This window comes from Chitinophaga sp. Hz27, assembly GCF_042263525.1.
In the GTDB taxonomy this organism is placed as follows: domain Bacteria; phylum Bacteroidota; class Bacteroidia; order Chitinophagales; family Chitinophagaceae; genus Chitinophaga.
In genome coordinates this window covers 259,620-282,498 of record NZ_JBHKFJ010000002.1, presented here as the reverse complement: position 1 = coordinate 282,498, position 22,879 = coordinate 259,620, and the positions used below count along the sequence as shown (strand labels likewise).

Sequence of the window (22,879 nt, the reverse complement as noted above, 5' to 3'; positions counted from 1 at the left end):
AGCAAAAATATAACTTTGATCATTCTAACAAAATATATTTTCACTTTTTTTTCAAAAATATTTTTCACTTTTTTTCGGTGGAGAAATTTTTAATCAAACAATTTCATAAACTTGTATAACGATGAAAAAGCATTAGTGTATTAAAAAGACAATAAGTCTGTAACGCTTTACCATATTACTTGTTAACCTATTCAACATGCCTGACAAACTAATTTTGTTAACTAATTTCCATACGCTTTTACTATGCGCCTTAATGTACTTTTATCCGATTCATACAAAGATGGATTGCCGTCAATTTAATATAAAAGTCAGTCATTCAAATAATAGAAACACCATAACAACCTTAGATACAATCGTATTTAAACCAGCTAGTAAATTCGACACTAACGCTGTCGTATGGCTATTCTCAGATAACAGTTCAACAGTAGGAAATACTGTACAACATAACTTTCAGATAGCAGGCAATGTCTTAATTAAAGCACTGTTTAACAACTGCATCTGCATACAACGTCTGCTGATCACTACACCTATTATCACCGTTGATACCGTTATCATACCGGACATCGAAGGAGAATCAGCCACCATTACCAATATGCCCATCAGTTTGTCGGTGCCGGTGCAAAATGGAGTTTACTATTATTGGAAAACGCCCGGGCATGACAGCATCTATAAAGGGAATGAGGTAGTCTTTACTTTCAGGCAACCCGGGGAAAAAATCATACAGCTCTATAGTAATGTAGATAGTCAACTGATTGCTATTAAAAAAATTAAAGTATATAACGCCATCTCACCAACACCTCCACAGATGGCACATATAGAAAAACAAATCACTCCTCAAAAGACCATTATAAATACTTGTATATCAGAAGAAGACTTCAGATTTCATCTATTACAAATAATGGCCAAACAAAAAAATCCAACGGACATCTTGAAATATCTGTGTAACCAGCAACATACCCCGGTTCTAATCAATGATAGTCAAACAGGCGACCTACTGGAATTCTGCCATCAGTTATATGGAAAGAAAAAAATGCAGATACAACAAATCACACTCATAAAAGGAAATAATGGCTGTATTCAAGAAGTCCGAATGAGCGTGAATAAAAAGAAGTTCATCAACTTATTCTGATTAACCATGGGAACCCAATTTATTCAACTGCCATTATCGTTAACAAAAACACAACACTTAAAATATACCAACACTTGTAATGCAATCGCCGGATTTTTGAAAACGATCATAACAACTATTCCAACGGAATTCCTTTCAGACCAACAGTTTGGATGGAACCATTCAGATCATTTATCCATAACTAATAAACAACAATATGATATTAGCAGATTGCTAGCCTCCATCCGCCAATACGAAAAAAGGTTAGATCACATAAAATTAAAACTCAGACAGGACGGCGGCATACTACATATAGAAATAGAAGCCTGGGTAATTCCATTAAAAGAGCAACATATTTTTCAATTCCAGCTCCAACTAAACTGCATTACATGACACAAGAAGAAATTTTTAATGCCATCATCAATAAGGCTAAACAAAACATGGGACATAATGACGCTCATGATATTTCCATTGACCCGGTATTCCATCTACTAGCAACGATCATCGCTAAACAGTTATCCATACTACACCAGGAGCAAAAAATCTTTCAAGCCTCCATACTCGAACAATTAGCCGGCGCCCTGATCAATAGTAATAACTATGGATCAGCACCAGCTCATGGTATAATGGCTGCCAAATTTGATAAGTTATCTGATCATTCGGAAACAATCCATTCGTATCATCAATTCATCCATCCTGAAAAGCAACATTACCTTACTCCTTGTAATACACATAAACTTATTGCCGTTAATTTAACATATATCTTAACCACAGATAAAATATATCATCAACATCAATCAGAAAAAAAACTACTATTATCAGGCATTATTAGTCGAAATACCTCTCCCACTCTATACCTAGGTCTGATTCCCAACAATGAATATCCAATATCCCTGGATGGGTTAACTATCTTTTTTACACTTTCACAGCAAGACGAAGAACAAAAGTTTCTTCAACGCCTAAAATATGTGAAATGCTTTATTGCGGATCAGGAACTGAAGATCAAACCATGGCCATCATCAGACGTCTATCACTCCCATGAAACAGTAAAGCCATCCTCCGTTTTGCAGCAAATAACAGATAAATGGTCCCAACAATTTTTAAGATTACATACTGAACACCTTTTTTCACCAGGCGCACAAGGCCTCTCAGCAGAGGCTTATACGCTACTACATCAACATCTTCAACAACCTGAAAAGTACATCTGGTTAAAGCTCGAATTCCCAGGAACTGCCTATCCTTTGATGGATGAAGTAAACTGCCATATAAATAGCTTTCCTGTGGCAAATATTTTACCAGTTACACAAACCATAAAACTATCTGAGCATCTCAATATCCATACACTAGAATGTAAAGATCATCTCTCAGAAATAGTATCCATTAAAGACCAGCAAGGTGATACCTATCGCCTGGAATTACTTAAAATACCCAAAGAATTATCCCCTGGTGAATGTACAATACTACCTGAGCATGTACATTGTTTAGATCAAAGAAGTTTACAAGCCCAGCTACATTATTTTGCAGAACAAATCACCAGTGAGTTATACAGACATAAATCTACCCATGATCATCTTACTATAAGGGCAATAGAGGAATTGGAACGTTCATTGCAACAGCTTTACAGTACACTGCAATCACCCAATGAAATCCCCGCCAGGCCTGCGCTATTTATCAATAAAAAAACGCATAGCAAGTTTTTAACGATAGAAATGTTGATAACGCAGGGAGACCAGGTATCGCTAAGTTCCCAATCACGCGTAGCTGGCCCTGCAACACTGCCGGGAAATAATTTTAGCTTAGTAACTGCCGTAATCGGAGGGAAACATCAGCCAACTCCAAATGAAAAGTTACATCTGCTGCGCAGCCAACTCATAAGCAACAACCGTATCGTTTCTGAAAACGATATTCGTTTGTTATGCAGGCATATGATTGGCACCTCGCTATCAACAGTGGACATCATTAGAAAAATAGGTTTCGGACCTAATAATCACCTAATGAAAATAATACACGTCAATATTCAACTCCACAAAGGAGCAGACGTAATTCATGAGCAACAATTGATTCATTTCCGACAAAATATTTTGTTGGCATTAAAGCAAAACTCTTGGATTACTCATCCAATACAAATCAATTTTAATTATTCAACAAACAATACAGTAAATAAGGATTAACCCCAGGGGAACTATAGTATTCCCTATATAACAAAAGCAGATCGAGCCGAAACCTTTTTCAGGTCATCTCGATCTGCTTTCTATGCTTTGTACCTACCTCGCGGCCAATATGTACCCCGGAAGTTTGGATGCTGCCATCTTCAATATCAGCGGACTTATCCCGTTTCCGCTTATGCTAAACAGAATTTTGTCACGCCTATCCAATATGGAGGCTTCTACTGTAATCATATGCCTTACCGTTTCGCCCGTCGCAATCACATCTGCACCAACATCCATTAATACAGGCATACACGAAGCATTAATTCCATAACTTGACTTGTATACCCTGATTGGTTGAAGCTCCACAGGAATATGACTTCTATTACGCACCTCAATGCTGAAATAGCAGTACCTGTTAAGTAACAATACCTTCCTCACAGATACCTGGATGCCTTTCATAGTAGTTTTAGCCAACAACTTCTTTAATCGCTGATGCATTATTTCATTGATTAACCTATTCATCATCACCGTATCAGTGTTAGCAGAAATATGGCCTTCAGGGCATTCGGGCAATAAAGGACTGACAGTACTATTACTCTCCTTACCTGCAGTTTTCCCTTCCAGTTCATACTTTAATAAGGATAAAGGCACATTCTCTTTATATTGCACGATAAAATAATAACTACTCTTTTCTGTCACCACCAATAAATTGGTGCTTCGTGACAAGCCTGTGGTAGTAAATAGCAAGTCTCGATCTTGTATGATCTGGTACTGTAATTCTTTCCCACTAGTATTCCCTGATTGCACTGTCAATATCTTATCAGCAGCATGAAGGAACGTGGCAGCCCCCTTTGTGACATAAATGGTATCCTTTGCCGATTGCTGCGCATGCAATGACACAGTTAAAACCATCTCCAATATCAGCGAGCATATTGTAATAAGCGATTTATTTTGTCTGTTCATAAGCTGTATCCCATTCATTATTGCTTATCCCTTTCTGGCCGTCCATTTTTATCAGAAATGTCTTGGCCGGGAAATATGGTTTAAGAAAAATATCCAGGTGTATACGGTCTTTCTGATGTATATCCTGCTCAAATCTCCTGATCTCGAAATCTTCAATTAATCGTTCGGGTCCAGTTATACTGTCCAGAAACTGAATGATCTGCCGTTGCAGGTCCTTTCTGGTGTTGGCGCTGAAATTCTCAAAGGCCCGCCTGTTAAGAAAATCCATCAGCACTTTGGTAACGTAGTCGAACACACGTACAACAGAATAAGTCTGTAATCCAAGATTATCTCCATTAAACAGCGTTCTGGCACTGAATGCCATCACCCGACCATACTCCTTCACAACAGGTATTAACCCCACCTGTTCCAAACAGGCTATCTCACTTTTTTTGAGTGGAAAGGATACACCTTGTACATCTACCAATGCACCGAATTTTTTACCAGCAGTCACCTGCGACATCAACGTGCTATAAATTTTCCCCGCCAAAGCCCCACTGGGCGGCACATATAAATCCTCCGTTTCTCCAAGTTCCTCGTACTTTCCCCGCCCCGTAAGCCAGTTACAGGTCATGATTGCATTGGCCCTGAACTCTTCCGCTCCTGTCAAATCCGCTGCTGTAAACATTTCCATTACATCGTCAGCAGCGTCCAGTCGCGTAAAGTCTGTTACCAGCATTACCTTCGACTCATGCGCCATCCTCGCCCACTTCTCCAATACAAGATTAGAGGATGCATATCCAGGAACCACCAGCAAACTATAATGCTGACGAAGGTCCAACCGATCGTAATGTTGCAACAACTCCTGGTGGATAACATCTGTAAACCTGGTATTGTCCAGGTCACGCAGCTGACCAGGATCGGCATTCAACAGTGTGAGATTTTTCACTGGCTGTGTTCCTGCATTGGCAAAGAATAACCCAAGGTTACGATACGACTGCTCTAATGGCCGACTCACACCCAATGCCATACACAGGTTTTCCTGTAACAAGGCTGTCTGCTCAGCCGCACGCACTTCACATAAAATACGTATATCCTCCACCGTTACACTTCTCGACAATATATCTTCCCAAACCTCCAGCACTTGCTTTAATCTTTGCCTGTCTGGCTGTAAGGCTTTAGCTCCCAGAAAAAGCTCTCTCCTGGCTTTTCTCGATGGATTCAGATTCTGCACGCCTTCAATAGCAGATTCCAGTAAATCAAAGCCTCCAAATACGGACAGCTGCTGCATGGCATGGTTATCTCCCGGCGCCACCACCGGTTTCATTTCTTCGGTTAACATAAACATTGGATTTTTATCAGTGAATTATAAAAGTGCTTTTAGCTGACTGACCGTTTGTAATAACGCCAGCCGGGCATCTGAAGAAGATAATGCCGATTGTAGGATCTTATTCGACGAAACATGCCGCAAGACTTGTAAATACAAATCACGCTCCCTCGCCATAGCCGACAGGAAACTACTCTGCGCCGTAATTCCATTCTTACCAAAATCGCTAAGGTCTCTGAATACCAGTACCTCATTGATAAATCGCCCCGAAGCATCTGTGAAAGTAACATCCACCTCCGGCTGGTAATATTCAAATACTGCCGATAAATCCTGAAGATGACTCACCAGCTCCGGTACCAATGGACTCCGGTCTGTAAGCTTCTCAATAAATAACGTTCTGTTTGGAGAAATTTCTGTGACAGATTCACTCGTTTGCGGCCTGATCTCAATGCCGCCTATTCCATAACTGGATTGCATAATAACAAGTTGGTTGGTGATTAACAAACAAATAATAATGATGTGAATATACTGCAGTATTCAATTCAAAATTCACCGAACAAAAAGAATAATTTATGAACGTGAAAAAACATTCGGCGTCCAGATACTTATACTCTCCCTCAACTCCTGCAACAACTCCAGCTGCGTGATAAAATTATAAAAATAAGCTCCTAACAATTGCTTATTATCTATCGGGTAATCATAACTAAACTCAAAAGCATCCTGCAAATTATTTATACCCACATATAATTTATTGGTGTGAAATGCAATATAAAGACTGGTCTGAGAATCTCGCTTCAACGCCGCAATCCTATTCAGCAACCTGTTGTTCATTAACTGTCTCGCCTCCACCATATCTCTTGCATATACCTCAAAATGCTCATTGAAAGACTTCTCACTTACTATCACCGGACTACCCAAATTCCACGTTTCAATAAAACCCATATCAGATGAACCACCGGAAAATACCCGCCCCTCATTTTCTGACCTGGAAACTACATATATCGGATTACTAAAAAACCTGGGCGACTCCATAATAAAAAAACTACCATAAAATACTACATCACCCGGCTGCTTCTTCGAAATCCATTGCGGAAACCAAGTAACCATTAAATCACAAACCAGAAAACTAAGATGCCCCATCTTACCCGTTACCAGGTCATTCCCATCTAATTCATACTCTCTCCTCGCAAACAATCCACTTTGTATAAACTGTTCATAAGAGATATGCGTCTCCGGCAGATAATCAAAAGAAGCATTGATATATCTCAACAACGGCCGCACAATTTTCTCCTTAAAATCTTCATGAAATTTAGACAATGGAATTAATACAAACTGACGCAACAATAAATTTCGGATCAGCATCCCTCCTCCTAGTGCCAATAGTAAACCTATGATCAGGTATCCTACACGCTGCTGATAATCCGGTACATTCGTTTCTTCCAAATGCAATGGAATTATCACAAACACGACAAATAAGGCCAAGAGAATAATACCCGCCGGCCATAACCATTTCCTGCGGCCCTGCAACATTTGCCGCTGACGCTCCAACTCCTTTAAATCAGGGAGCAGACGCTGGTATATTGGTTCAAAATATTTATCGTTAAACTGCATCGCTATTTAGTTAGATGACCAGCCAATTCCGGTAAATCTTTCAGTCAGACTTTTTCTATTACTCAGTAATGTAATTAAAGGCTGTATATGCTCCTCCTCAAGAGGCAAAATATAAGATCGATCACTGCTTAATAAAGTCACCTCTACATATACGACAGAAAATAGCCGGCCAGATATCTTTTTTAACAGCCCTGAAAAAAAATTCCCATTGTTTACCCTTATCCTCAGTATTTCAGCCCCCCCTTTTACCTCCTCCAAAAACCGCATCAGCTGCGAAGGCCGCCGGGTAGTGGTATACAACTCCACAATCAATGGACTGGAAGGCACAATCAGCAATAACGCCATCCCTGCCAGCAGCCATAGCGAGGTAATATCCACAACAAAAAAAGCGTAAATTATTACACCTACTATCGCCAATATTGCCAGTCCTTCTATTATGAAAATGCTGATCAGGATCCTTTTTATATCCCGCTGATGCATGTCAAATAGGATTAATCTCAAATCATGGATGTTACGCATATTGATTAATTTGCTGCATCCGGCCTCAATTTTTTGTAAACTATTTCATTCTAAGCCGGATGATGTTACTTATTGTCAGATATAAGCCTACCAGGGCAATCAAAGCATATAACCCCAGTAATATCCACTCACTTCCCCCACCAACTTTGTAAATGAAAATCTCTATTCTCGTCAAACTCACCGGATCATTTCCCGGATCATGAAACTGCTGGTAACGGTTATATATTAACGCTATTCCTGCCGTTGCTAGCATGAGCCCGGCTATAACCCCTCCCCATGACGGATCATCCTCCGCAGGCGTATCAGGCTTCTCTTGCTCAGGGTCTTGGTAATTATTCATACGGATTGGTTAAACAACGATACAGGACAAAACTCCTCCTCAATCAACATCCAGGCTTATCACTAAAATTAACAAAATAATTCACGGTTCGTTCACTGCCTTACAGTACTTACCAATGGCGGATATACATAATCTACCCACGCCGCCTCTGCCTCCGATGCTGTCAACTCCCCGCTGTAAACCATTATCCGGTATTTCAACGTATATGCGTGACCGTGCAACAATTGCCAGGCCTTATTTTTCGTTGGTGAAAAATTTAACATTAACTCCCCTCCCTCCGCATTCCCCTCAGGCCATACCCGCAAAGACTCAGGACTATCATAATTCTCCGGACCATTCATAATCAGGAGTCCTGCCATGCCAACAGGCGTATTCCCCGTTACCATCACCCATCGAGCCCGTGTACTATCCGCATCCCTACGCGTCTTCCCCTCAGAAGTCAACACCCGACTCGTCTTATCCGTAAAATAGGGCGTAGTCCTTAATCCCAATCCACCACCATACCTGTATTGCAACATAGTAATCCCACTGTCCGACATAGCCCGCAACTCAGACTCCATATCCCAAATCTGTTTACTATTATTATCGGTAGATACATAAGCCCGAATAGCCAACCGCTCTTTTATAGCCAGTTTAGACACACCCGGTGCAGGAAACGCAATATGGTCCTGCATCACCGTAAATCCAGCCATCAAAGCACCTGAATAACTTCGCTCCAATCCTGCATAAAATACCTTCCCCTCCTTTTTCTGTACATTCCAGAAATCGGTTTCCTTCCCCTCAAACATCGTATGGGTCCAAGGATTCCAAATACCCATATGATGCCGATGACCTGCATTGGGAAAGATATTGGTAAGCACCGCCCCATTCGGCGCCCATAATGGATGAATAAATCCACTCTTCCTGTATACCGTATCAGTGCCCGTCGGCGGCTCCGCCACGGCGGTATAATATTGCAACAACGGCCTCTTATGATCTGTTATCAACAACGCCGTATCCGACTGAATAACATTCATCGTAGTACTAACTCTTTTTGTAGATAACAAAGGCGCTGCCTTCAACAAATATTGCTGCTCGGTATTTTTAGGCAGATGATCAGGTAATTGCCAATACAAACGCTTACCCTCATCCTGAACCTGTATTTCGCCTGCCTGCCCCGGTATAGTAAGATGCCATACAACGCGTTCTCCCATAGCTGCTGGCCTGTCCACGCTAACCATAGTATTATGCCGGTCATATTTTCCTGCAGCCACCTTAACCTTCCACTCCTGTGCAGATACATTTCCCACAATGCCTACTAACATAAGAAGTATCAGTTTTTTCATATCGTAGTTTATCTGACCAAAATAATTCTTTGTTTTTCTTATTGCAAGAAGTCTGCACCGCACAATATTATTATGTAGATACCAAGAAATGTATGCAGGTTATTTTTAATACTGTATTTTTGAAGAATTAACTCGCTTAATAATGCCCACCCCTGTTATCGCCATGCAGTCTACTAAACTTATCATCACCAACAGGAACGCACTGATCTCCAAATACGGCGATCAGCACCAAACTATTCTTGATGGCCTCCAAAAAATCGTACAGTCCGATGTAACCAGGCACCTGGATACAAAAATCATTTTCCTCGACGATAGTACCCAAATGACCACTGCCAACGCCACTGCAGTCACTGACCCTACGGATGAAACCCAGGTAAAAAAAGCCATCGACCAACTCTATGCTTTTTATACACCAGGATATATCATGCTCATTGGCGCACAGGATATCATCCCTTTTCAACGGCTGAAAAACCTCGTCTCCGGCGACACCGATCCTGATGCATTTATTCCCAGCGATCTGCCTTATGCGTGTGATGCTGCCTATGATAAAAATCCAGGAACCTTTATCTCTCCATCACGTGTGGTAGGCAGGCTCCCGGATATCCCAGCCAAAACTGATCCCACTTATCTGCTGTCGCTAATTCAGGATATCCTGGATTACACGCCGCAGGACCGCAGTCAATACAATAATTATTTTTCACTCAGCAGCTTCGACTGGCAGGATTCCACACAGAAGTCGCTACTCAATATATTCGGTAACAACGCCGCCCTGACGCTTATTCCCAGCGAACAAGCCGACCCAGATGCCGCCTGGACAGATGAACAACTCATGCCTAAAATGCATTTCATCAACCTTCACGGCGCCATCAATAATCCCAGGTACTATGGCCAGCGGAAAACAGAATTCCCACCTGCCCTGAAGCCTGAAACTATTAAAGGTAAGATCATCAAAGGAACGATCGTTGCAGCCGAATGCTGCTACGGCGCCCAGCTAATCGATCCATCAAAAAATGTTTTCATGACGCCAGGCATGGCCAATAGCTACCTGGCTAACCACGCCATCGCATTCCTCGGAAGCTCCAATATCGCATACGGCCCTGCTACCGGACAAGGCCTCGCCGATCTGCTGACGCAGTTCTTCATGATCAACGTGCTCAACGGAGCCAGCACCGGCCGAGCCCTACTAGAAGCCCGACAGAAATTTCTCCATGAAATGGGACCAACGTTAGATCCCTATGAACTGAAAACCGCCGCACAGTTCAATCTCATGGGTGATCCTTCCATGCAACCTGTTATTAATGAAAAAGACCCTTCCATGGATGATAACCAATCTTTCGTCAACTCTGTCCAGAACAGAAGAGATAACATGGAAGCCAGAGGCAAGATGCTGGATACCTTCATCGCCTCTCCTGAACCAGCAGACCATCCCGCAGATACAAATGATCAACTGCAAAAATCAATGGATTCCCTGCTGAACAACAGGAACTTTCAAACAAATACACACAGAAAGTTATTTATCAACAGACATAAACATGCTGCGGTAGATACACCGTCTGTAAAATTTCATGTATTTTCGGAAGCAGCAAATGTGGATGGTCATGCTCCCAAACTCAAAGTTTTGGTGGTAAAAGAAAAAAATAATCAAATCCTAGGATATCGCGAATATGTCAGCAGATAACAAAACCGATAAGAACGCCCCTATTACAATGCGGGGCCGCCTCGCCCTGAAAACTTTCGGGCTGCATAGCAAAAGTGAACACCTGGGCGTCTACCTCGTCTCCGACCAGGGCGAATACCTTATTCGCCCCTCCGACGGAAACCCTTTTACAGACAACCCACTCATGCCAATGGCTGGCAAACAAATTTCCGCCACCGGCACCATCGTCGATTATGTTTTTCTTGTCAGCAGCTGGCACGAAATCAATGACAGTATTTAATCATCTTTTTGCTATTTTACAGGTGAATAGTGAAGACTATTGAAACCTATGAATCTAGCGGAATTTATACAATCCCTGACACGCGAAGGAAATCCCAATGTTAGCACTACCATAGCCCCGTTTGATGACAAAGACAAACAGGATGCCATTCAGATGCTGACAACTTTATATCTGCAGGATATTCCAGACATGCCTGGTAAAGCCCCCGTCTTTAACCAGGAAGCTGCGCTATGGGGCGCCATCTTTATCTACAGAACAATGCAACTCGTGCGCCTTCCTCAGCTGAATGCTACCGATATTCCCGCATTGCTCACCGATTTCAACGGTACAAAATCACCGGATGTTATCTATAGCGCAGATCTCTGTCTGCGTTATCTTCAGGATATTTACAGCCTTGCTGCTAAATCAGCCATCGCAGCGTCTTTACAGGCACACCTGCGCCTGGTAGCTGCACAGTGGCCGTTCTCCTCTACCGGTATGCCTGTCAGTGATACCACTCCCATCAACACCATCATGGAAGATAAATCATTAGCCACCGCATACGCCGACAGGATCATCGTCAGTAGAGATACGCCAAGACTAAAAATCCCGGAAGTTGCCCGTGCCGTTAAAAAAGCATTAGGCAACTACCAGGAAATTCTCTGGCCGGGATTTAACCCACCTGTTATATAATAGCTGTTAATTATCGTTTGAGCAAAGCACCCGTACCTGGCCGGTCTGCATAATGGATTCGGCCATGTTCCATAGTGATGCCCGTAGCGGTATCATCTGCTAACAGCAATGGACCATCCATATCCACATAATCGAGATATGGTAACAAATGCGCTACCGCAGATGATCCCACCGTACTTTCATTCATACTGCCTGTCATCACTTTCATGCCCAGCGCTCTTGCCGCTGCAATCATACGGCGGGCAGGAGTGATACCGCCACATTTTACCAACTTAATATTGATACCATGAAAATAACCATGACAACGAGCTACATCTGATTCCAGGATACAGCTTTCATCTGCTATTAATGGCAACACGGAATTTTCATACACCATTTTCATACCATCCCTGTCAGCAGCTGCCATCGGTTGTTCTATAAACTCAACACCCAATGCTTTTAATTCAATCGCATTACTGATCGTCTCCTCTACTCCCCAGGCACAATTGGCATCTACCCTGAAAACCGCATCTGTATGCTGTCTCAATGCTTTTATAATGGCAATATCTTCCTTGGTACCTAACTTAATTTTATAAATCGGCCATGGAAAATCCTTTAACTTCTGCACCATATTCTCTATCGTATCAATTCCAATAGTATAGTCAGTCATAGGATTATGAGAGATATCCAGCCCCCAGAGTTTATACAAAGGCTGCCCTTTTTGTTTGCCATACAAATCCCACGCAGCCAGGTCCAATGCACATAATGCAAACATATTATCACTGAATTTCGGATAAAGATCTTCCCAGAATTTTTCAGGTGTGGTAAATGGATAATGCGCGATAAAATCACGATGCTCATTGATAGCCTCCATCAACAGCGGAACGGTCATATTGTAATAAGAATTGTCGACAGTCTCTCCAAGACCACTCAGGCCTTCATGCTTCAATTCTACTACCAGTGAAGGTTGTACGTCTTTCGATTTACGAGAAATGGTAAAGGTATGTCTGAATTTCAGCTCATACGGATATAGGTGCAATTCCATCTGTTGCTGTTTCGTTTTAAATATCTTCCAGGTTGATGCTTATTCTGTAACGCCAGTAATATGAACCCACTGCCGGATCATTGATTCTTTCTTCACGAGGATTGACAGGCACAGGATAAGATTCCAATGCCAGCAGTTCCTGTAATTGAAATATACGCCACATCGCCGGAGATAGCAAGTGGAGCTTCACTATCTTTTTGAGAACATCCGCTGTACATTCCGCCGGCACTGGCCCTTTCTCACCAAGCACGTCTTTCCAATACTGCGCTGTCAACGCAGGCTGATCCTTCCACCAACCACGCAACGTTGGCATATCATGCGTAGAAGGTGTTACAACAGACAGATAAGGGATATCAGCAACAGACTGAAAAACGCTACCTGCTACTTTGGGCATATGTTGTATTTCAAGACTCAATATTCCCAGTTGCCGCATCACCACTGGCACACAGGCTGGCACCATTCCCAGATCTTCCCCACAGATCAACATGTCTGTAGCTTTGCAGATATAAGGCAGTTTACGCAAGCCTTCTTTTCTCCACCGATGTTCTTGTCTTACATAGAAATAATGATGATAGAGCTGACGTAATTTTTCTTGTGCTGCAACAGGCAACGCCTGGAAAGAAGTGGTAGACATCAGATCAAACCTTGGATGGTACACAGTTGTACCATGTCGCTCTACTTTGATAAACAAGATCTCTGTCAGCAAATGATGTAATGCTGTTTTCAATCCCTTTGGCAACGCCTGCCCTTCCACTTTTCGCTGCGTATCGAAATCTGGCCGTAAAGCATACTTGCCATGCGGTAAAGAAATCAGATAAGTTTCCTTGACTACGCTGGCATAATTACCAAAGATCTCTTCCAGCATCGCTGCTGTGATATAGGGTTTACAAAAACGATCTTCATTAAAATCAATGTCCAGGAAAATCAATTCTTCCCTACTAACGGGAACGGCTGGATGAAAATATCCCATCAGCCCTTGCACAGATTCACGCGGGATTTGCCATATCCGGAAAAAACCAAGTATATGATCAATACGAAACGCATCGAAATATACTGACATGTGCTGCAACCGCTGACGCCACCACTCAAATCCATCCGCTTCCATCGCAGCCCAGTTATAAACCGGAAATCCCCAGTTCTGCCCTTCCGAAGTAAAAGCATCCGGTGGCGCACCTGCCTGCATCTCCGTATTAAACAAATCAGGATACATCCAGGTATCCACACTATATCGGCTCACGCCAATAGGAATATCTCCTTTTAAAGCAATGCCCTTTTTGCGAATAACTGTTATGGCAGATTGTAATTGCAGATGCAGATGGTATTGTACAAAGAAGTAAAAGCGAATACCTGTAGCCACCTGCGCGTCGCTTGCCATTAATACTTTTGCGGCTCTTGCTTCATAAGTCTGTAGTTTATCCCAGCTTGTATAATCCGCAGTTTGATGTACATCCCGCAAGTAACTGAATACTGCGTATGGCAACAACCAATGCTCATTAACCGTAAACCATTGCCAGTAGCCCGCAGACAGCAAATCGTCCTGCTGCTGTATATACAGCGCCTGCATGTATTTCATCTTGAAATCCATGATAGCTTCATAATCCACTGAAGATTTTTCGTTTAGGCGAGTACGTAAGCTTTCCATTTCCTGCTGCAAAGGATGTCTATCAGGTAGTATACCTACAGCAGGTAAATGAATATATAAAGGATGAAGCGCAAAAGAAGAGATCGCAGCATAAGGATAGGAATCTTTCCATGTATAGCTGCTGATCGTATCGTTGATGGGTAATAGTTGTATCAGCTTAATGTTTCGCTCAAGCGCCCAGTCGGCAAGTAATGGCATATCAGCAAACTCGCCGGTACCAAATCCTTTTTTACTACGCAAACTGAATACCGGCACAGCAACGCCGGTACCTTTCCAATGTTGATAGTGACGTCGCACAAATCCATCATGCATGGTCACCTGCATTCCTGGCTGCGCTTCATTCAACAACTGACGATTCTCTCCCTGTTCATATTCAAGAAACTGACGACGCTCCCGATCATAAATACCATATTTATACCGGATGGGCACAGGTACATCGTGCAGGTCCATAGCAGCTGTAAACCACCCATCAGCGGCATACTGCATTATTACAGGATGCTGTGGGTTCCAGTTACCCAGGACATCACAGCTTCCAAGTATACATACGGTATGCTGTGGTTCCAATAACGGCGCTTTTACTTTAAACACATGTGTAGCACTCAGTTGCCCAGGAATTTTCACCGACGAATGCGGAAAAAACACACGGGTAAAAGGTGCTGCAGACCAGTTGTTTTCCAGTGCAGCAGCTTCATTCCAAGTATCTACAAAAAGCTGATCGTATGGTGATGCTGCCTGTATGGTTACCTGGCGTATACCGCCTTCAATTGTCGTTTCTTCCAGCTCCCTGATCAGGTAATAATATTGAAAAGTAACAGGATCATCGAGATGCAAATGAACATCCGCATACCACCAACCATTGGATAGCCAATGCAATTGCAGGGCATTTTGCGGATTATTATTTCCCAGAACGGGAATATTTCCAAGCAGATAAATGTTCTGCCCGAAATAGGTATGATAGTGTAGATAAAACCTTAGTCTGTAATACATGCGTTCCCTGCTAAGCCGCTACAAAATAAGGAAATAAGCTAAAAGCAAAAGGCATCCGGTTAAAATAACCAGATGCCTTTGTGCTTATGTTTATATTTATGTACTTACTTCACTTCTTCGAATTCAGCGTCAGTTACGCCATCACCAGCATTGCTCTGGCTCTGTTGCTGACCACCGCCGTTCGCTTCTGCACCGCCTTCAGGCTGACCCTGAGTAGCTTTGTACAGTTCTTCAGAAGCAGCTGTCCAGGCAGCATCCAGTTCAGCACTTGCTGTATCTACTGCTGCAATTTCCTGGGATTTGTGTGCTTCTTTCAGTTTAGCCAGTGCACCTTCGATAACTGATTTTTTATCAGCAGACAGTTTATCACCATATTCTTTCAGTTGTTTTTCTGTCTGGAATATCATGCTGTCAGCTTTGTTCAGCTTCTCGATTTTTTCACGAGCTTCTTTATCGGTAGCCTCGTTAGCTTTCGCTTCCGCTTTCATTTTTTCGATCTCGTCTTTATTCAGACCGCTACCTGCTTCGATCTTGATGTTCTGGGTTTTACCAGTACCTTGATCTTTCGCAGTTACGTGCAGGATACCATTCGCATCGATATCGAAGATAACTTCGATCTGAGGAACGCCACGTGGAGCAGGAGGAATAGAATCCAGGATGAAACGGCCCAGTGTTCTGTTCTGGTTCGCCATTGGTCTTTCACCTTGCAGTACGTGAATTTCTACGCTCGGCTGGTTGTCAGCGGCAGTAGAGAATTTCTCAGATTTTTTGGTAGGGATAGTAGTGTTGGACTCGATCAGTTTGGTGAATACACCACCCATTGTTTCGATACCGAGAGACAGTGGAGTAACGTCCAGTAACAGTACGTCTTTTACTTCACCTGTCAATACACCACCCTGGATTGCAGCACCTACGGCAACTACCTCATCTGGGTTTACACCACGGTTAGGTTTTTTACCGAAGAATTTCTCTACCACTTCCTGGATTTTAGGAATACGGGTAGAACCACCAACCAAGATAACTTCGTCAATTTCGGAAGTATTCAGACCAGCATCTTTCAGCGCTTTACGGCAAGGCTCCAGTGTTCTTTCCACCAGGCTGTCGCTCAGTGCTTCAAATTTAGCACGGGTCAGTTTTTTAGATAAGTGTTTAGGAACACCATCTACTGCAGTGATATATGGCAGTGTAATTTCAGTTTCAGAAGAAGAAGACAGCTCGATTTTTGCTTTCTCAGCAGCTTCTTTCAGACGTTGCCAGCTCATTGGATCTTTGTGCAGATCAACGCCTTCGTCTTTTTTGAATTCGTCAGCCAGCCAGTCCATGATAACTTTATCAAAGTCATCACCACCGAGGTGAGTATCACCGTTGGTAGATTTTACTTCAAATACACCGTCACCGAGTTCCAGAACGGAGATATCGAAGGTACCACCACCAAGGTCAAATACCGCGATTTTGCTATCCTGATGTTTTTTATCCAAACCATAAGCCAGTGCCGCAGCTGTAGGCTCATTGATAATACGGCGAACAGTGAGGCCGGCGATTTCACCTGCTTCTTTTGTTGCCTGACGCTGCGCGTCATTGAAGTATGCAGGAACAGTGATTACAGCTTCAGTTACTTCCTGACCCAGATAATCTTCTGCTGTTTTTTTCATTTTTTGCAGAATCATCGCAGAAATTTCCTGCGGTGTATATAATCTGCCATCGATATCTATACGGGTGGTATTATTATCCCCTCTTACTACTTTATAGCTCACATGTGTCAGTTCGTTCGATACTTCGTCGAAATGACGACCCATGAAACGTTTTACTGACATAATGGTGTTTACAGGATTGGTAATAGCCTGGCGCTTTGCAGGATCACCCACTTTCCTTTCTCCATTTTTCAAAAATGCCACTACTGAAGGGGTCGTTCTTCTTCCCTCATCATTGGCAATTACTACCGGTTCGTTACCTTCCATAACGGCAACGCATGAGTTGGTAGTACCTAAGTCAATGCCTATTATTTTTCCCATAGTATTAAGATTCTCCTTTAGTTGTAAGTTAAATGCGTGTGTAATGCCTGTTTGTCAATGATTATGCCAAGCGGAAAGAATATGAAATTATGTCAGTTTTATATTTTTATTAGTTGTGAAATAACTATTTAAATGAATTATCATTATTTTTACCGGACAGGCCATTGCACAGAATTATATCATTATTAGACAATTACATCGGCCCGATTGTTCATAACCTCTGCCCGCACTCACGTTACTATTATCCCCAACCAGTAAGGTTTTTTTAGCAATTACTTAATGCACATTCCCATGAAAAAATCCATGCTGTGGCAAATTGCCATTGTTTTGCTGGCATTCCTGCCAAAAGTGACGAAAGCGCAGGATGAAGCATCCACGACTACGTTCACAACTCCACAACCCGCAGCCCCACTGTTCCAGGGCATGAAAGACTACAAAAAATGGTATATCGGCGTTAATGGAGGCCTCCTAGCCCCAGTTGTCGCCACCGGCGGTAGTAACGACTTTACAAAATGGAAAGCCGACTTTGGTTATGGCGCCTATGTTCAGTACCAAATCTTTCATTTCTTTGGTCTACGCCTCGATTATCTTGGCGGTCAGCTAAAAGCTGACAACAGTAAAAATCTCGGTAACGGTCAACCACCTAACAGACCATATGAGAAATTTACTACCAGGCTAAAGTACACGGGTACCCTCAATGCCGTTTTCAACATCACCACTGTCAACTGGCTGACGCGCAAAAACATCGCAACGCTGTATGCCTCTGTGGGTGGTGGTTTGGCAGGTTATAATCCTAAACTGACATTGAATAACGGCACCACCTTCGATTATAAACCAAGTGGTACTATCAGCGAACTCGTAATACCAGTTGGCGCAGGGATCAAATTCAATCTCTCTGATCTTATTAATCTCGATCTCGGCTATACGATGTATTATACAGATGGCGATAACCTCGATGGCTTTGCCTACGGCCCTAATAAAGATAAGTTCTCCTATGGCCACGTAGGTATTGAATTCGCCCTCGGTCGCAAAGGCAAACCACAACTGCAGTTCCATAACCCTGCCAAACAGATGTATGATGAACTGCAAGCCCAGAAAACAGCTCTCCGCACCCAACTCGATGCTTCCGCAGCCACAAATGCCAGGTTGACGGCCGAAATGGATAAACTGACAAAAGATTCAGATAATGACGGTGTGTCCGATTACTTCGATAAATGCCCAGGCACCCCTGCAGGCACTAAAGTAGACGGCTCTGGATGCCCATTACCTGAACCTCCTAAAGTCGAAGAAAAAATCGTTATAACGGAAGAGGATAATCGCATTGTAAAAGAAGCCATCCAAAACCTGGAATTTGACTTCGCTAAAGCAACCATCAAACCTCACTCTTACGCTGCACTGGACCGTGTTGCTGACCTGCTCAAACGTAAAAACCTGAACCTCAAACTCGCAGGCCATACGGATAACGTAGGTTCCCTCAAACGCAATATGGAACTCTCCCGCGAAAGAGCCGAGGCTGTAAAACAATACCTCGTGAGCAAAGGCGTACTACCTAATAAAATCGAAGCAGTAGGCTACGGCCCTAGCCAGCCTATCGCCAGCAATAAAACCGCCGAAGGCCGCCAAAGAAACAGACGCGTAGAATTTACTATCTACTAATTTTTCAAGATAATTTGATCATAACGGGGAAGGACAGACGAAATCGTCTGTCCTTCCTATATTTATCCAGTATAAAATTTTTCTATACGTTTTGCCCCTCACGGCACAGTTATTGTTAACCATTATCCCTCAAATCCTAATACATCATGAAAAAAGTTATTCTGTCCGGCTTTTTAGTAGCAGCTACATTTTTTGGTGCTAAAGCACAGAGCATTAAATTCGGCGTTAAAGCTGGTCTGAACCTCGCAAAACTCACCGATATGGAAGCCGCTAAAACCAAAGCTTCCTTCTACGGTGGAGGTTTCGTAAACATTGGCCTCAACAAATCATGGGCAATCCAACCAGAGGTACTGTACTCAGGCCAAGGTGTTAAATTCAGCGATAAAGATGTTACCGAAACTATCAACACTGGCTATATCAGCGTTCCTGTAATGGTTCAATACCATATCGTTCCTAGCTTCTACGTTGAAGCTGGCCCTCAGGTAAGCATCCTCGCAAGCGCTAAAGATAAAATCAGCGGCGAAGCAACTGAAGATCTGAAAAAATTCATGAAAGGTGCTGACTTCGGCGCTGGTATTGGTTGTGGCTTCAAAATCACTGACCACTTCGGCGTAAACGCTAGATACGTATTCGGTCTGTCAGACGTATTCAAAGGCGACAATGTTGATACTAACAGCAAAAACTCTGTAGCACAAGTAGGTCTGTTCTATCAGTTCTAAGCTAAAAGCTTGAAAATTTTAAAAAGCATCTGCTGATGGCAGATGCTTTTTTATTGCCAGACATTTTTTCATATATCCGGCATAGTTATTGTTTTTTTCCTACCCTCAAAAAAACATATCATGAAAAAACTTATCCTGTCAGGTTTACTTGCCTTAGGCTCTTTACTGACAGCCCAGGCCCAAAACATTCATTTCGGTGTGAAAGGTGGTCTGAATATCGCCAAAATGACCAATTTTGATGCCTACAAGACAAGAGCTTCTTTCAATGCGGGTGCTTTTGTAAACATCGGCCTCGGCAAAGACTTCTCCATTCAACCCGAATTACTCTACTCAAGCCAAGGTACTAAAGTGAAAAGAGGTTCATGGGGTCCTATCACATTCCAGGACGGTTCCATTAAAACCGATTATATCAATATTCCTGTAATGCTCCAATATTCAATCGTTCCAAGCTTCTACGTAGAAGCCGGCCCTCAGCTCGGCATCCTGGTTGGCGCCAAATCGACAGATACTAAAAACATGAAAGACTACATGACCACCGCCGACTTCGGACTGGGCTTAGGTTGTGGCTTTAGAATCACAGACGATTTCGGTATCAACGCCAGATATATCTTCGGACTGTCCAACATCTACGACAACAACAGCATCTTCGTAAACGCAGAAACTAAAAACTCTGTTGCACAAGTTGGCCTGTTCTACCAGTTCTAATCTAGCCTTATTTAAACATATTCAGCCACGCTAACAAACAGTTAGCGTGGCTTTTTCTTTATCTAAAACGGACTTCTCGCCTTTCTGAATTATATTTGCTGCTCGCATTAACCATTTTCAGCATGAGTGTTGTACAATCAATCAGAACGGCCGCAGTGGCCGCCATTAAGTCACTTTACGATCATCAGGTATCGGAATCAGACATCTCTGTCAATATTACCAAACCTGAATTCGAAGGTGAATACACCATTGTAGTTTTCCCATTCACGAAATTCAGCCGACAAAAACCTGATGAAACCGGCGTCCGCATAGGTGAATATCTCCAGGCCAATTACCCTGACCTGATCGCAGGATTTAACGTGGTTAAAGGTTTCCTTAACCTCGTTATCAGCCAGCACTTCTGGACAACCTTCATCCAGCAACAACATACTAATTCTCACTTCGGAATAAAATCTGCCAATGGTAAAAAAATCATGGTAGAATATTCTTCCCCGAATACCAATAAACCATTACACCTCGGTCATCTCCGTAATAACTTCCTCGGTTTTTCTATTGCAGAAATCCTGAAAGCTAACGGCTACGAAGTCATTAAAGCTAACCTCGTAAACGACCGCGGTATTCATATCTGCAAATCCATGCTGGCATGGCAGGAATTCGCTCACGGCGATACCCCCGAATCTACCGGTATTAAAGGCGATCACCTCGTTGGCGACTACTACGTGAAATTCGAATCTGTCGTTAAAGAACAGGCCGAACCCATCATCGATCGTATCCTCGAACGCGACTTCCAGGACTTCAACGCCACCGAAACAGATAAACTCGAAAAGCTAGTTACCGCTCTCCATAAACCGGAAGTAAAAGATGATGAGGACAAAGTGTCCAAAATCATGGGCGATATCAAAGAAATGGCCCGCAACAAAACAGAAATTATGTTGCAAGCCAAAATCATGCTCCAGCAATGGGAAGCCGGAAACCCTGAAGTAAGAGAACTCTGGGCCACCATGAACGGATGGGTATACAAAGGCTTCGACGTTACCTATAAAAGACTGGGCATCGACTTCGATAAAATGTACTACGAAAGCCAGACCTACCTGCTGGGTAAAGACCTCGTAGAAGATGGCCTGCGCAAAGGTGTACTCTTCAAAAAAGAAGATAACTCCGTATGGATCGACCTCACCAATGATGGCCTGGACGAAAAACTCCTGCTCCGTGGCGATGGCACCTCCGTATACATGACCCAAGACCTGGGTACTGCTCGCCTGAAATACGATGATTTCCAAATGGACCAAAGCATATACGTTGTGGCAGATGAACAAAACTACCACTTCAAAGTGCTGAAACTGATCCTCGAAAAACTCGGCGAACCTGCTGCTCCAGGTATCTTCCACCTCAGTTATGGCATGGTGGAACTGCCACATGGTCGTATGAAAAGTCGTGAAGGTACCGTTGTAGACGCAGATGATATGATCGATGAAATGATCAATACTGCCGCTGCAAAAACCCAGGAAGCTGGTAAAAAACTGGCAGACTTCTCAGAAAATGAATTGGATGAATTATACGAAACCATTGGCCTTGGCGCTATGAAGTTCTTCCTCCTCCGCGTAGATCCTAAGAAAAAAATGATCTTCAACCCGGAAGAGTCAATTGAACTCAATGGTTTCACCGGTCCGTTTATTCAATATGCACATGCGCGTATTAAATCTATCCTCCGTGAAGTAGGACAGGTGCCAGATCTCAGCTCTTTTATATTTGCCGGCCAGCTGCTGCCACTGGAAAAAGAACTGATTTCCCTAAACGAACAATTCCCTGGCATTATCGCAGATGCGCACCGTGAAATGAGCCCGTCTGTAATTGCCAACTATGCCTTCCAACTAGCACAGTTGTTCAACTCATTCTATGCTGAAAAAGTAGATGGAGTACCAACCTATTCTATCCTGAAAGCAGAAAGTGAAGACAAGAAAAAATTACGCTTACAGATCATACAGATGACCGCCAACACCATCGCTAAAAGCATGCAGTTGCTGGGTATCCGTGTTCCTGAACGTATGTAAAATAAAAACGCTGCGGACCGTAACCGGTTCGCAGCGTTAGCAGCTTGCAGCCACCGTGGCCAATACTGCCGAAGAAGATGCCACAGCAATCAGTACAATGATCCAGAAGCCTGCCTTTCCCGTAATCACTGCTTTTGTTTACCTCTCCACTG

19 protein-coding genes are annotated in these 22,879 nt (G+C 42.9%); 10 read left to right on the top strand and 9 right to left on the bottom strand.

Annotated elements, in window-relative coordinates:
• The first annotated feature begins 280 nt into the window (after nucleotides 1–280).
• Together ACE38W_RS05025 and ACE38W_RS05020 are read left to right on the top strand one after the other, a co-directional pair.
• A complete protein-coding gene (locus ACE38W_RS05025; RefSeq protein WP_375829201.1) occupies nucleotides 281–1,129 on the top strand; it encodes a hypothetical protein in 849 nt (282 codons plus the stop codon).
• Nucleotides 1,130–1,497: 368 nt separating this feature from the next.
• Nucleotides 1,498–3,279 (top strand): hypothetical protein, encoded by a 1,782-nt coding sequence (locus ACE38W_RS05020; RefSeq protein WP_375829200.1) that lies wholly within the window; start codon nucleotides 1,498–1,500, stop codon nucleotides 3,277–3,279.
• A gap of 93 nt (nucleotides 3,280–3,372) precedes the next feature.
• On the opposite strand, the gene ACE38W_RS05015 is transcribed toward ACE38W_RS05020, so the two are convergent.
• The 4 genes from ACE38W_RS05015 to ACE38W_RS05000 form a co-directional block, all read right to left on the bottom strand.
• Nucleotides 3,373–4,221 carry a hypothetical protein gene (locus ACE38W_RS05015; protein WP_375829199.1) on the bottom strand — a complete coding sequence of 283 codons (849 nt, stop codon included), beginning with the start codon at nucleotides 4,219–4,221 and terminating at the stop codon, nucleotides 3,373–3,375.
• Nucleotides 4,205–5,542, bottom strand: coding sequence for a type VI secretion system contractile sheath protein TssC (locus ACE38W_RS05010; protein ID WP_375829198.1), 1,338 nt, complete (start codon nucleotides 5,540–5,542; stop codon nucleotides 4,205–4,207). The genes ACE38W_RS05015 and ACE38W_RS05010 overlap by 17 nt, the downstream gene beginning before the upstream one ends.
• A gap of 24 nt (nucleotides 5,543–5,566) precedes the next feature.
• Nucleotides 5,567–6,004: a hypothetical protein gene (locus ACE38W_RS05005; RefSeq protein WP_375829196.1), complete on the bottom strand. Its 438-nt coding sequence runs from the start codon at nucleotides 6,002–6,004 to the stop codon at nucleotides 5,567–5,569.
• A gap of 93 nt (nucleotides 6,005–6,097) precedes the next feature.
• Nucleotides 6,098–7,138 carry a DUF3137 domain-containing protein gene (locus ACE38W_RS05000; protein WP_375829194.1) on the bottom strand — a complete coding sequence of 347 codons (1,041 nt, stop codon included), beginning with the start codon at nucleotides 7,136–7,138 and terminating at the stop codon, nucleotides 6,098–6,100.
• Between the two features lie 208 nt (nucleotides 7,139–7,346).
• Between ACE38W_RS05000 and ACE38W_RS04995 the strand changes: the two genes are divergently transcribed.
• On the top strand, nucleotides 7,347–7,532 hold the full coding sequence (locus ACE38W_RS04995) for a hypothetical protein (RefSeq protein WP_375829192.1): 186 nt from the start codon (nucleotides 7,347–7,349) through the stop codon (nucleotides 7,530–7,532).
• A gap of 165 nt (nucleotides 7,533–7,697) precedes the next feature.
• Here the strand turns inward: ACE38W_RS04995 and ACE38W_RS04990 are convergent, their stop codons facing one another.
• Both ACE38W_RS04990 and ACE38W_RS04985 read right to left on the bottom strand, forming a co-directional pair.
• The gene (locus ACE38W_RS04990; protein WP_375829190.1) at nucleotides 7,698–7,997 is read right to left on the bottom strand and encodes a hypothetical protein; all 300 of its coding nucleotides are present in this window, start codon (nucleotides 7,995–7,997) and stop codon (nucleotides 7,698–7,700) included.
• A 92-nt stretch (nucleotides 7,998–8,089) separates the two neighbouring features.
• Nucleotides 8,090–9,322, bottom strand: coding sequence for a PmoA family protein (locus tag ACE38W_RS04985; protein WP_375829189.1), 1,233 nt, complete (start codon nucleotides 9,320–9,322; stop codon nucleotides 8,090–8,092).
• 142 nt (nucleotides 9,323–9,464) lie between these two features.
• Here ACE38W_RS04985 and ACE38W_RS04980 point away from each other — a divergent pair, with 142 nt between their 5' ends.
• The 3 genes from ACE38W_RS04980 to ACE38W_RS04970 are packed head-to-tail and all read left to right on the top strand — an operon-like array spanning nucleotide 9,465 to nucleotide 11,931.
• On the top strand, nucleotides 9,465–11,000 hold the full coding sequence (locus ACE38W_RS04980) for a C25 family cysteine peptidase (RefSeq protein ID WP_375829188.1): 1,536 nt from the start codon (nucleotides 9,465–9,467) through the stop codon (nucleotides 10,998–11,000).
• Entirely contained in the window at nucleotides 10,987–11,259 is a 273-nt protein-coding gene (locus ACE38W_RS04975) for a hypothetical protein (protein WP_375829186.1), read from the top strand. Before ACE38W_RS04980 ends, ACE38W_RS04975 begins: the two co-directional genes overlap by 14 nt.
• 48 nt (nucleotides 11,260–11,307) lie before the next feature.
• Nucleotides 11,308–11,931, top strand: coding sequence for a hypothetical protein (locus tag ACE38W_RS04970; protein WP_375829185.1), 624 nt, complete (start codon nucleotides 11,308–11,310; stop codon nucleotides 11,929–11,931).
• Between the two features lie 10 nt (nucleotides 11,932–11,941).
• Here the strand turns inward: ACE38W_RS04970 and ACE38W_RS04965 are convergent, their stop codons facing one another.
• The 3 genes from ACE38W_RS04965 to dnaK all read right to left on the bottom strand — a co-directional run bounded on the left by ACE38W_RS04965 (nucleotide 11,942) and on the right by dnaK (nucleotide 17,596).
• Nucleotides 11,942–12,955, bottom strand: coding sequence for a dipeptide epimerase (locus ACE38W_RS04965; protein ID WP_375829183.1), 1,014 nt, complete (start codon nucleotides 12,953–12,955; stop codon nucleotides 11,942–11,944).
• A gap of 16 nt (nucleotides 12,956–12,971) precedes the next feature.
• Nucleotides 12,972–15,584, bottom strand: coding sequence for a 4-alpha-glucanotransferase (locus ACE38W_RS04960; RefSeq protein WP_375829181.1), 2,613 nt, complete (start codon nucleotides 15,582–15,584; stop codon nucleotides 12,972–12,974).
• Between the two features lie 104 nt (nucleotides 15,585–15,688).
• On the bottom strand, nucleotides 15,689–17,596 hold the full coding sequence (gene dnaK / locus ACE38W_RS04955; RefSeq protein WP_375829179.1) for a molecular chaperone DnaK: 1,908 nt from the start codon (nucleotides 17,594–17,596) through the stop codon (nucleotides 15,689–15,691).
• Between the two features lie 291 nt (nucleotides 17,597–17,887).
• Between dnaK and ACE38W_RS04950 the strand changes: the two genes are divergently transcribed.
• From ACE38W_RS04950 to argS, 4 genes are all read left to right on the top strand, one after another.
• Nucleotides 17,888–19,252 carry an OmpA family protein gene (locus ACE38W_RS04950; protein WP_375829177.1) on the top strand — a complete coding sequence of 455 codons (1,365 nt, stop codon included), beginning with the start codon at nucleotides 17,888–17,890 and terminating at the stop codon, nucleotides 19,250–19,252.
• Between the two features lie 146 nt (nucleotides 19,253–19,398).
• Nucleotides 19,399–19,971, top strand: a complete 573-nt coding sequence (locus tag ACE38W_RS04945; protein WP_375829175.1) for a porin family protein — start codon at nucleotides 19,399–19,401, stop codon at nucleotides 19,969–19,971.
• Nucleotides 19,972–20,091: 120 nt separating this feature from the next.
• Nucleotides 20,092–20,676, top strand: coding sequence for a porin family protein (locus ACE38W_RS04940; RefSeq protein ID WP_375829173.1), 585 nt, complete (start codon nucleotides 20,092–20,094; stop codon nucleotides 20,674–20,676).
• 122 nt (nucleotides 20,677–20,798) lie between these two features.
• Nucleotides 20,799–22,727: an arginine--tRNA ligase gene (gene argS, locus ACE38W_RS04935; RefSeq protein ID WP_375829171.1), complete on the top strand. Its 1,929-nt coding sequence runs from the start codon at nucleotides 20,799–20,801 to the stop codon at nucleotides 22,725–22,727.
• The last annotated feature ends 152 nt before the right edge of the window (nucleotides 22,728–22,879 follow it).

Coding starts and splice junctions, on each gene's coding strand:
- ACE38W_RS05025 (WP_375829201.1), top strand. CDS start 281: ATGGATTGCCGTCAATTTAATATAAAAGTCAGTCATTCAAATAATAGA.
- ACE38W_RS05000 (WP_375829194.1), bottom strand. CDS start 7,138: ATGCAGTTTAACGATAAATATTTTGAACCAATATACCAGCGTCTGCTC.
- argS (WP_375829171.1), top strand. CDS start 20,799: ATGAGTGTTGTACAATCAATCAGAACGGCCGCAGTGGCCGCCATTAAG.
- ACE38W_RS05005 (WP_375829196.1), bottom strand. CDS start 6,004: ATGCAATCCAGTTATGGAATAGGCGGCATTGAGATCAGGCCGCAAACG.
- ACE38W_RS04990 (WP_375829190.1), bottom strand. CDS start 7,997: ATGAATAATTACCAAGACCCTGAGCAAGAGAAGCCTGATACGCCTGCG.
- ACE38W_RS05015 (WP_375829199.1), bottom strand. CDS start 4,221: ATGAACAGACAAAATAAATCGCTTATTACAATATGCTCGCTGATATTG.
- ACE38W_RS04965 (WP_375829183.1), bottom strand. CDS start 12,955: ATGGAATTGCACCTATATCCGTATGAGCTGAAATTCAGACATACCTTT.
- dnaK (WP_375829179.1), bottom strand. CDS start 17,596: ATGGGAAAAATAATAGGCATTGACTTAGGTACTACCAACTCATGCGTT.
- ACE38W_RS04960 (WP_375829181.1), bottom strand. CDS start 15,584: ATGTATTACAGACTAAGGTTTTATCTACACTATCATACCTATTTCGGG.
- ACE38W_RS04970 (WP_375829185.1), top strand. CDS start 11,308: ATGAATCTAGCGGAATTTATACAATCCCTGACACGCGAAGGAAATCCC.
- ACE38W_RS04975 (WP_375829186.1), top strand. CDS start 10,987: ATGTCAGCAGATAACAAAACCGATAAGAACGCCCCTATTACAATGCGG.
- ACE38W_RS04985 (WP_375829189.1), bottom strand. CDS start 9,322: ATGAAAAAACTGATACTTCTTATGTTAGTAGGCATTGTGGGAAATGTA.
- ACE38W_RS04945 (WP_375829175.1), top strand. CDS start 19,399: ATGAAAAAAGTTATTCTGTCCGGCTTTTTAGTAGCAGCTACATTTTTT.
- ACE38W_RS05020 (WP_375829200.1), top strand. CDS start 1,498: ATGACACAAGAAGAAATTTTTAATGCCATCATCAATAAGGCTAAACAA.
- ACE38W_RS04980 (WP_375829188.1), top strand. CDS start 9,465: ATGCCCACCCCTGTTATCGCCATGCAGTCTACTAAACTTATCATCACC.
- ACE38W_RS04950 (WP_375829177.1), top strand. CDS start 17,888: ATGAAAAAATCCATGCTGTGGCAAATTGCCATTGTTTTGCTGGCATTC.
- ACE38W_RS05010 (WP_375829198.1), bottom strand. CDS start 5,542: ATGTTAACCGAAGAAATGAAACCGGTGGTGGCGCCGGGAGATAACCAT.
- ACE38W_RS04940 (WP_375829173.1), top strand. CDS start 20,092: ATGAAAAAACTTATCCTGTCAGGTTTACTTGCCTTAGGCTCTTTACTG.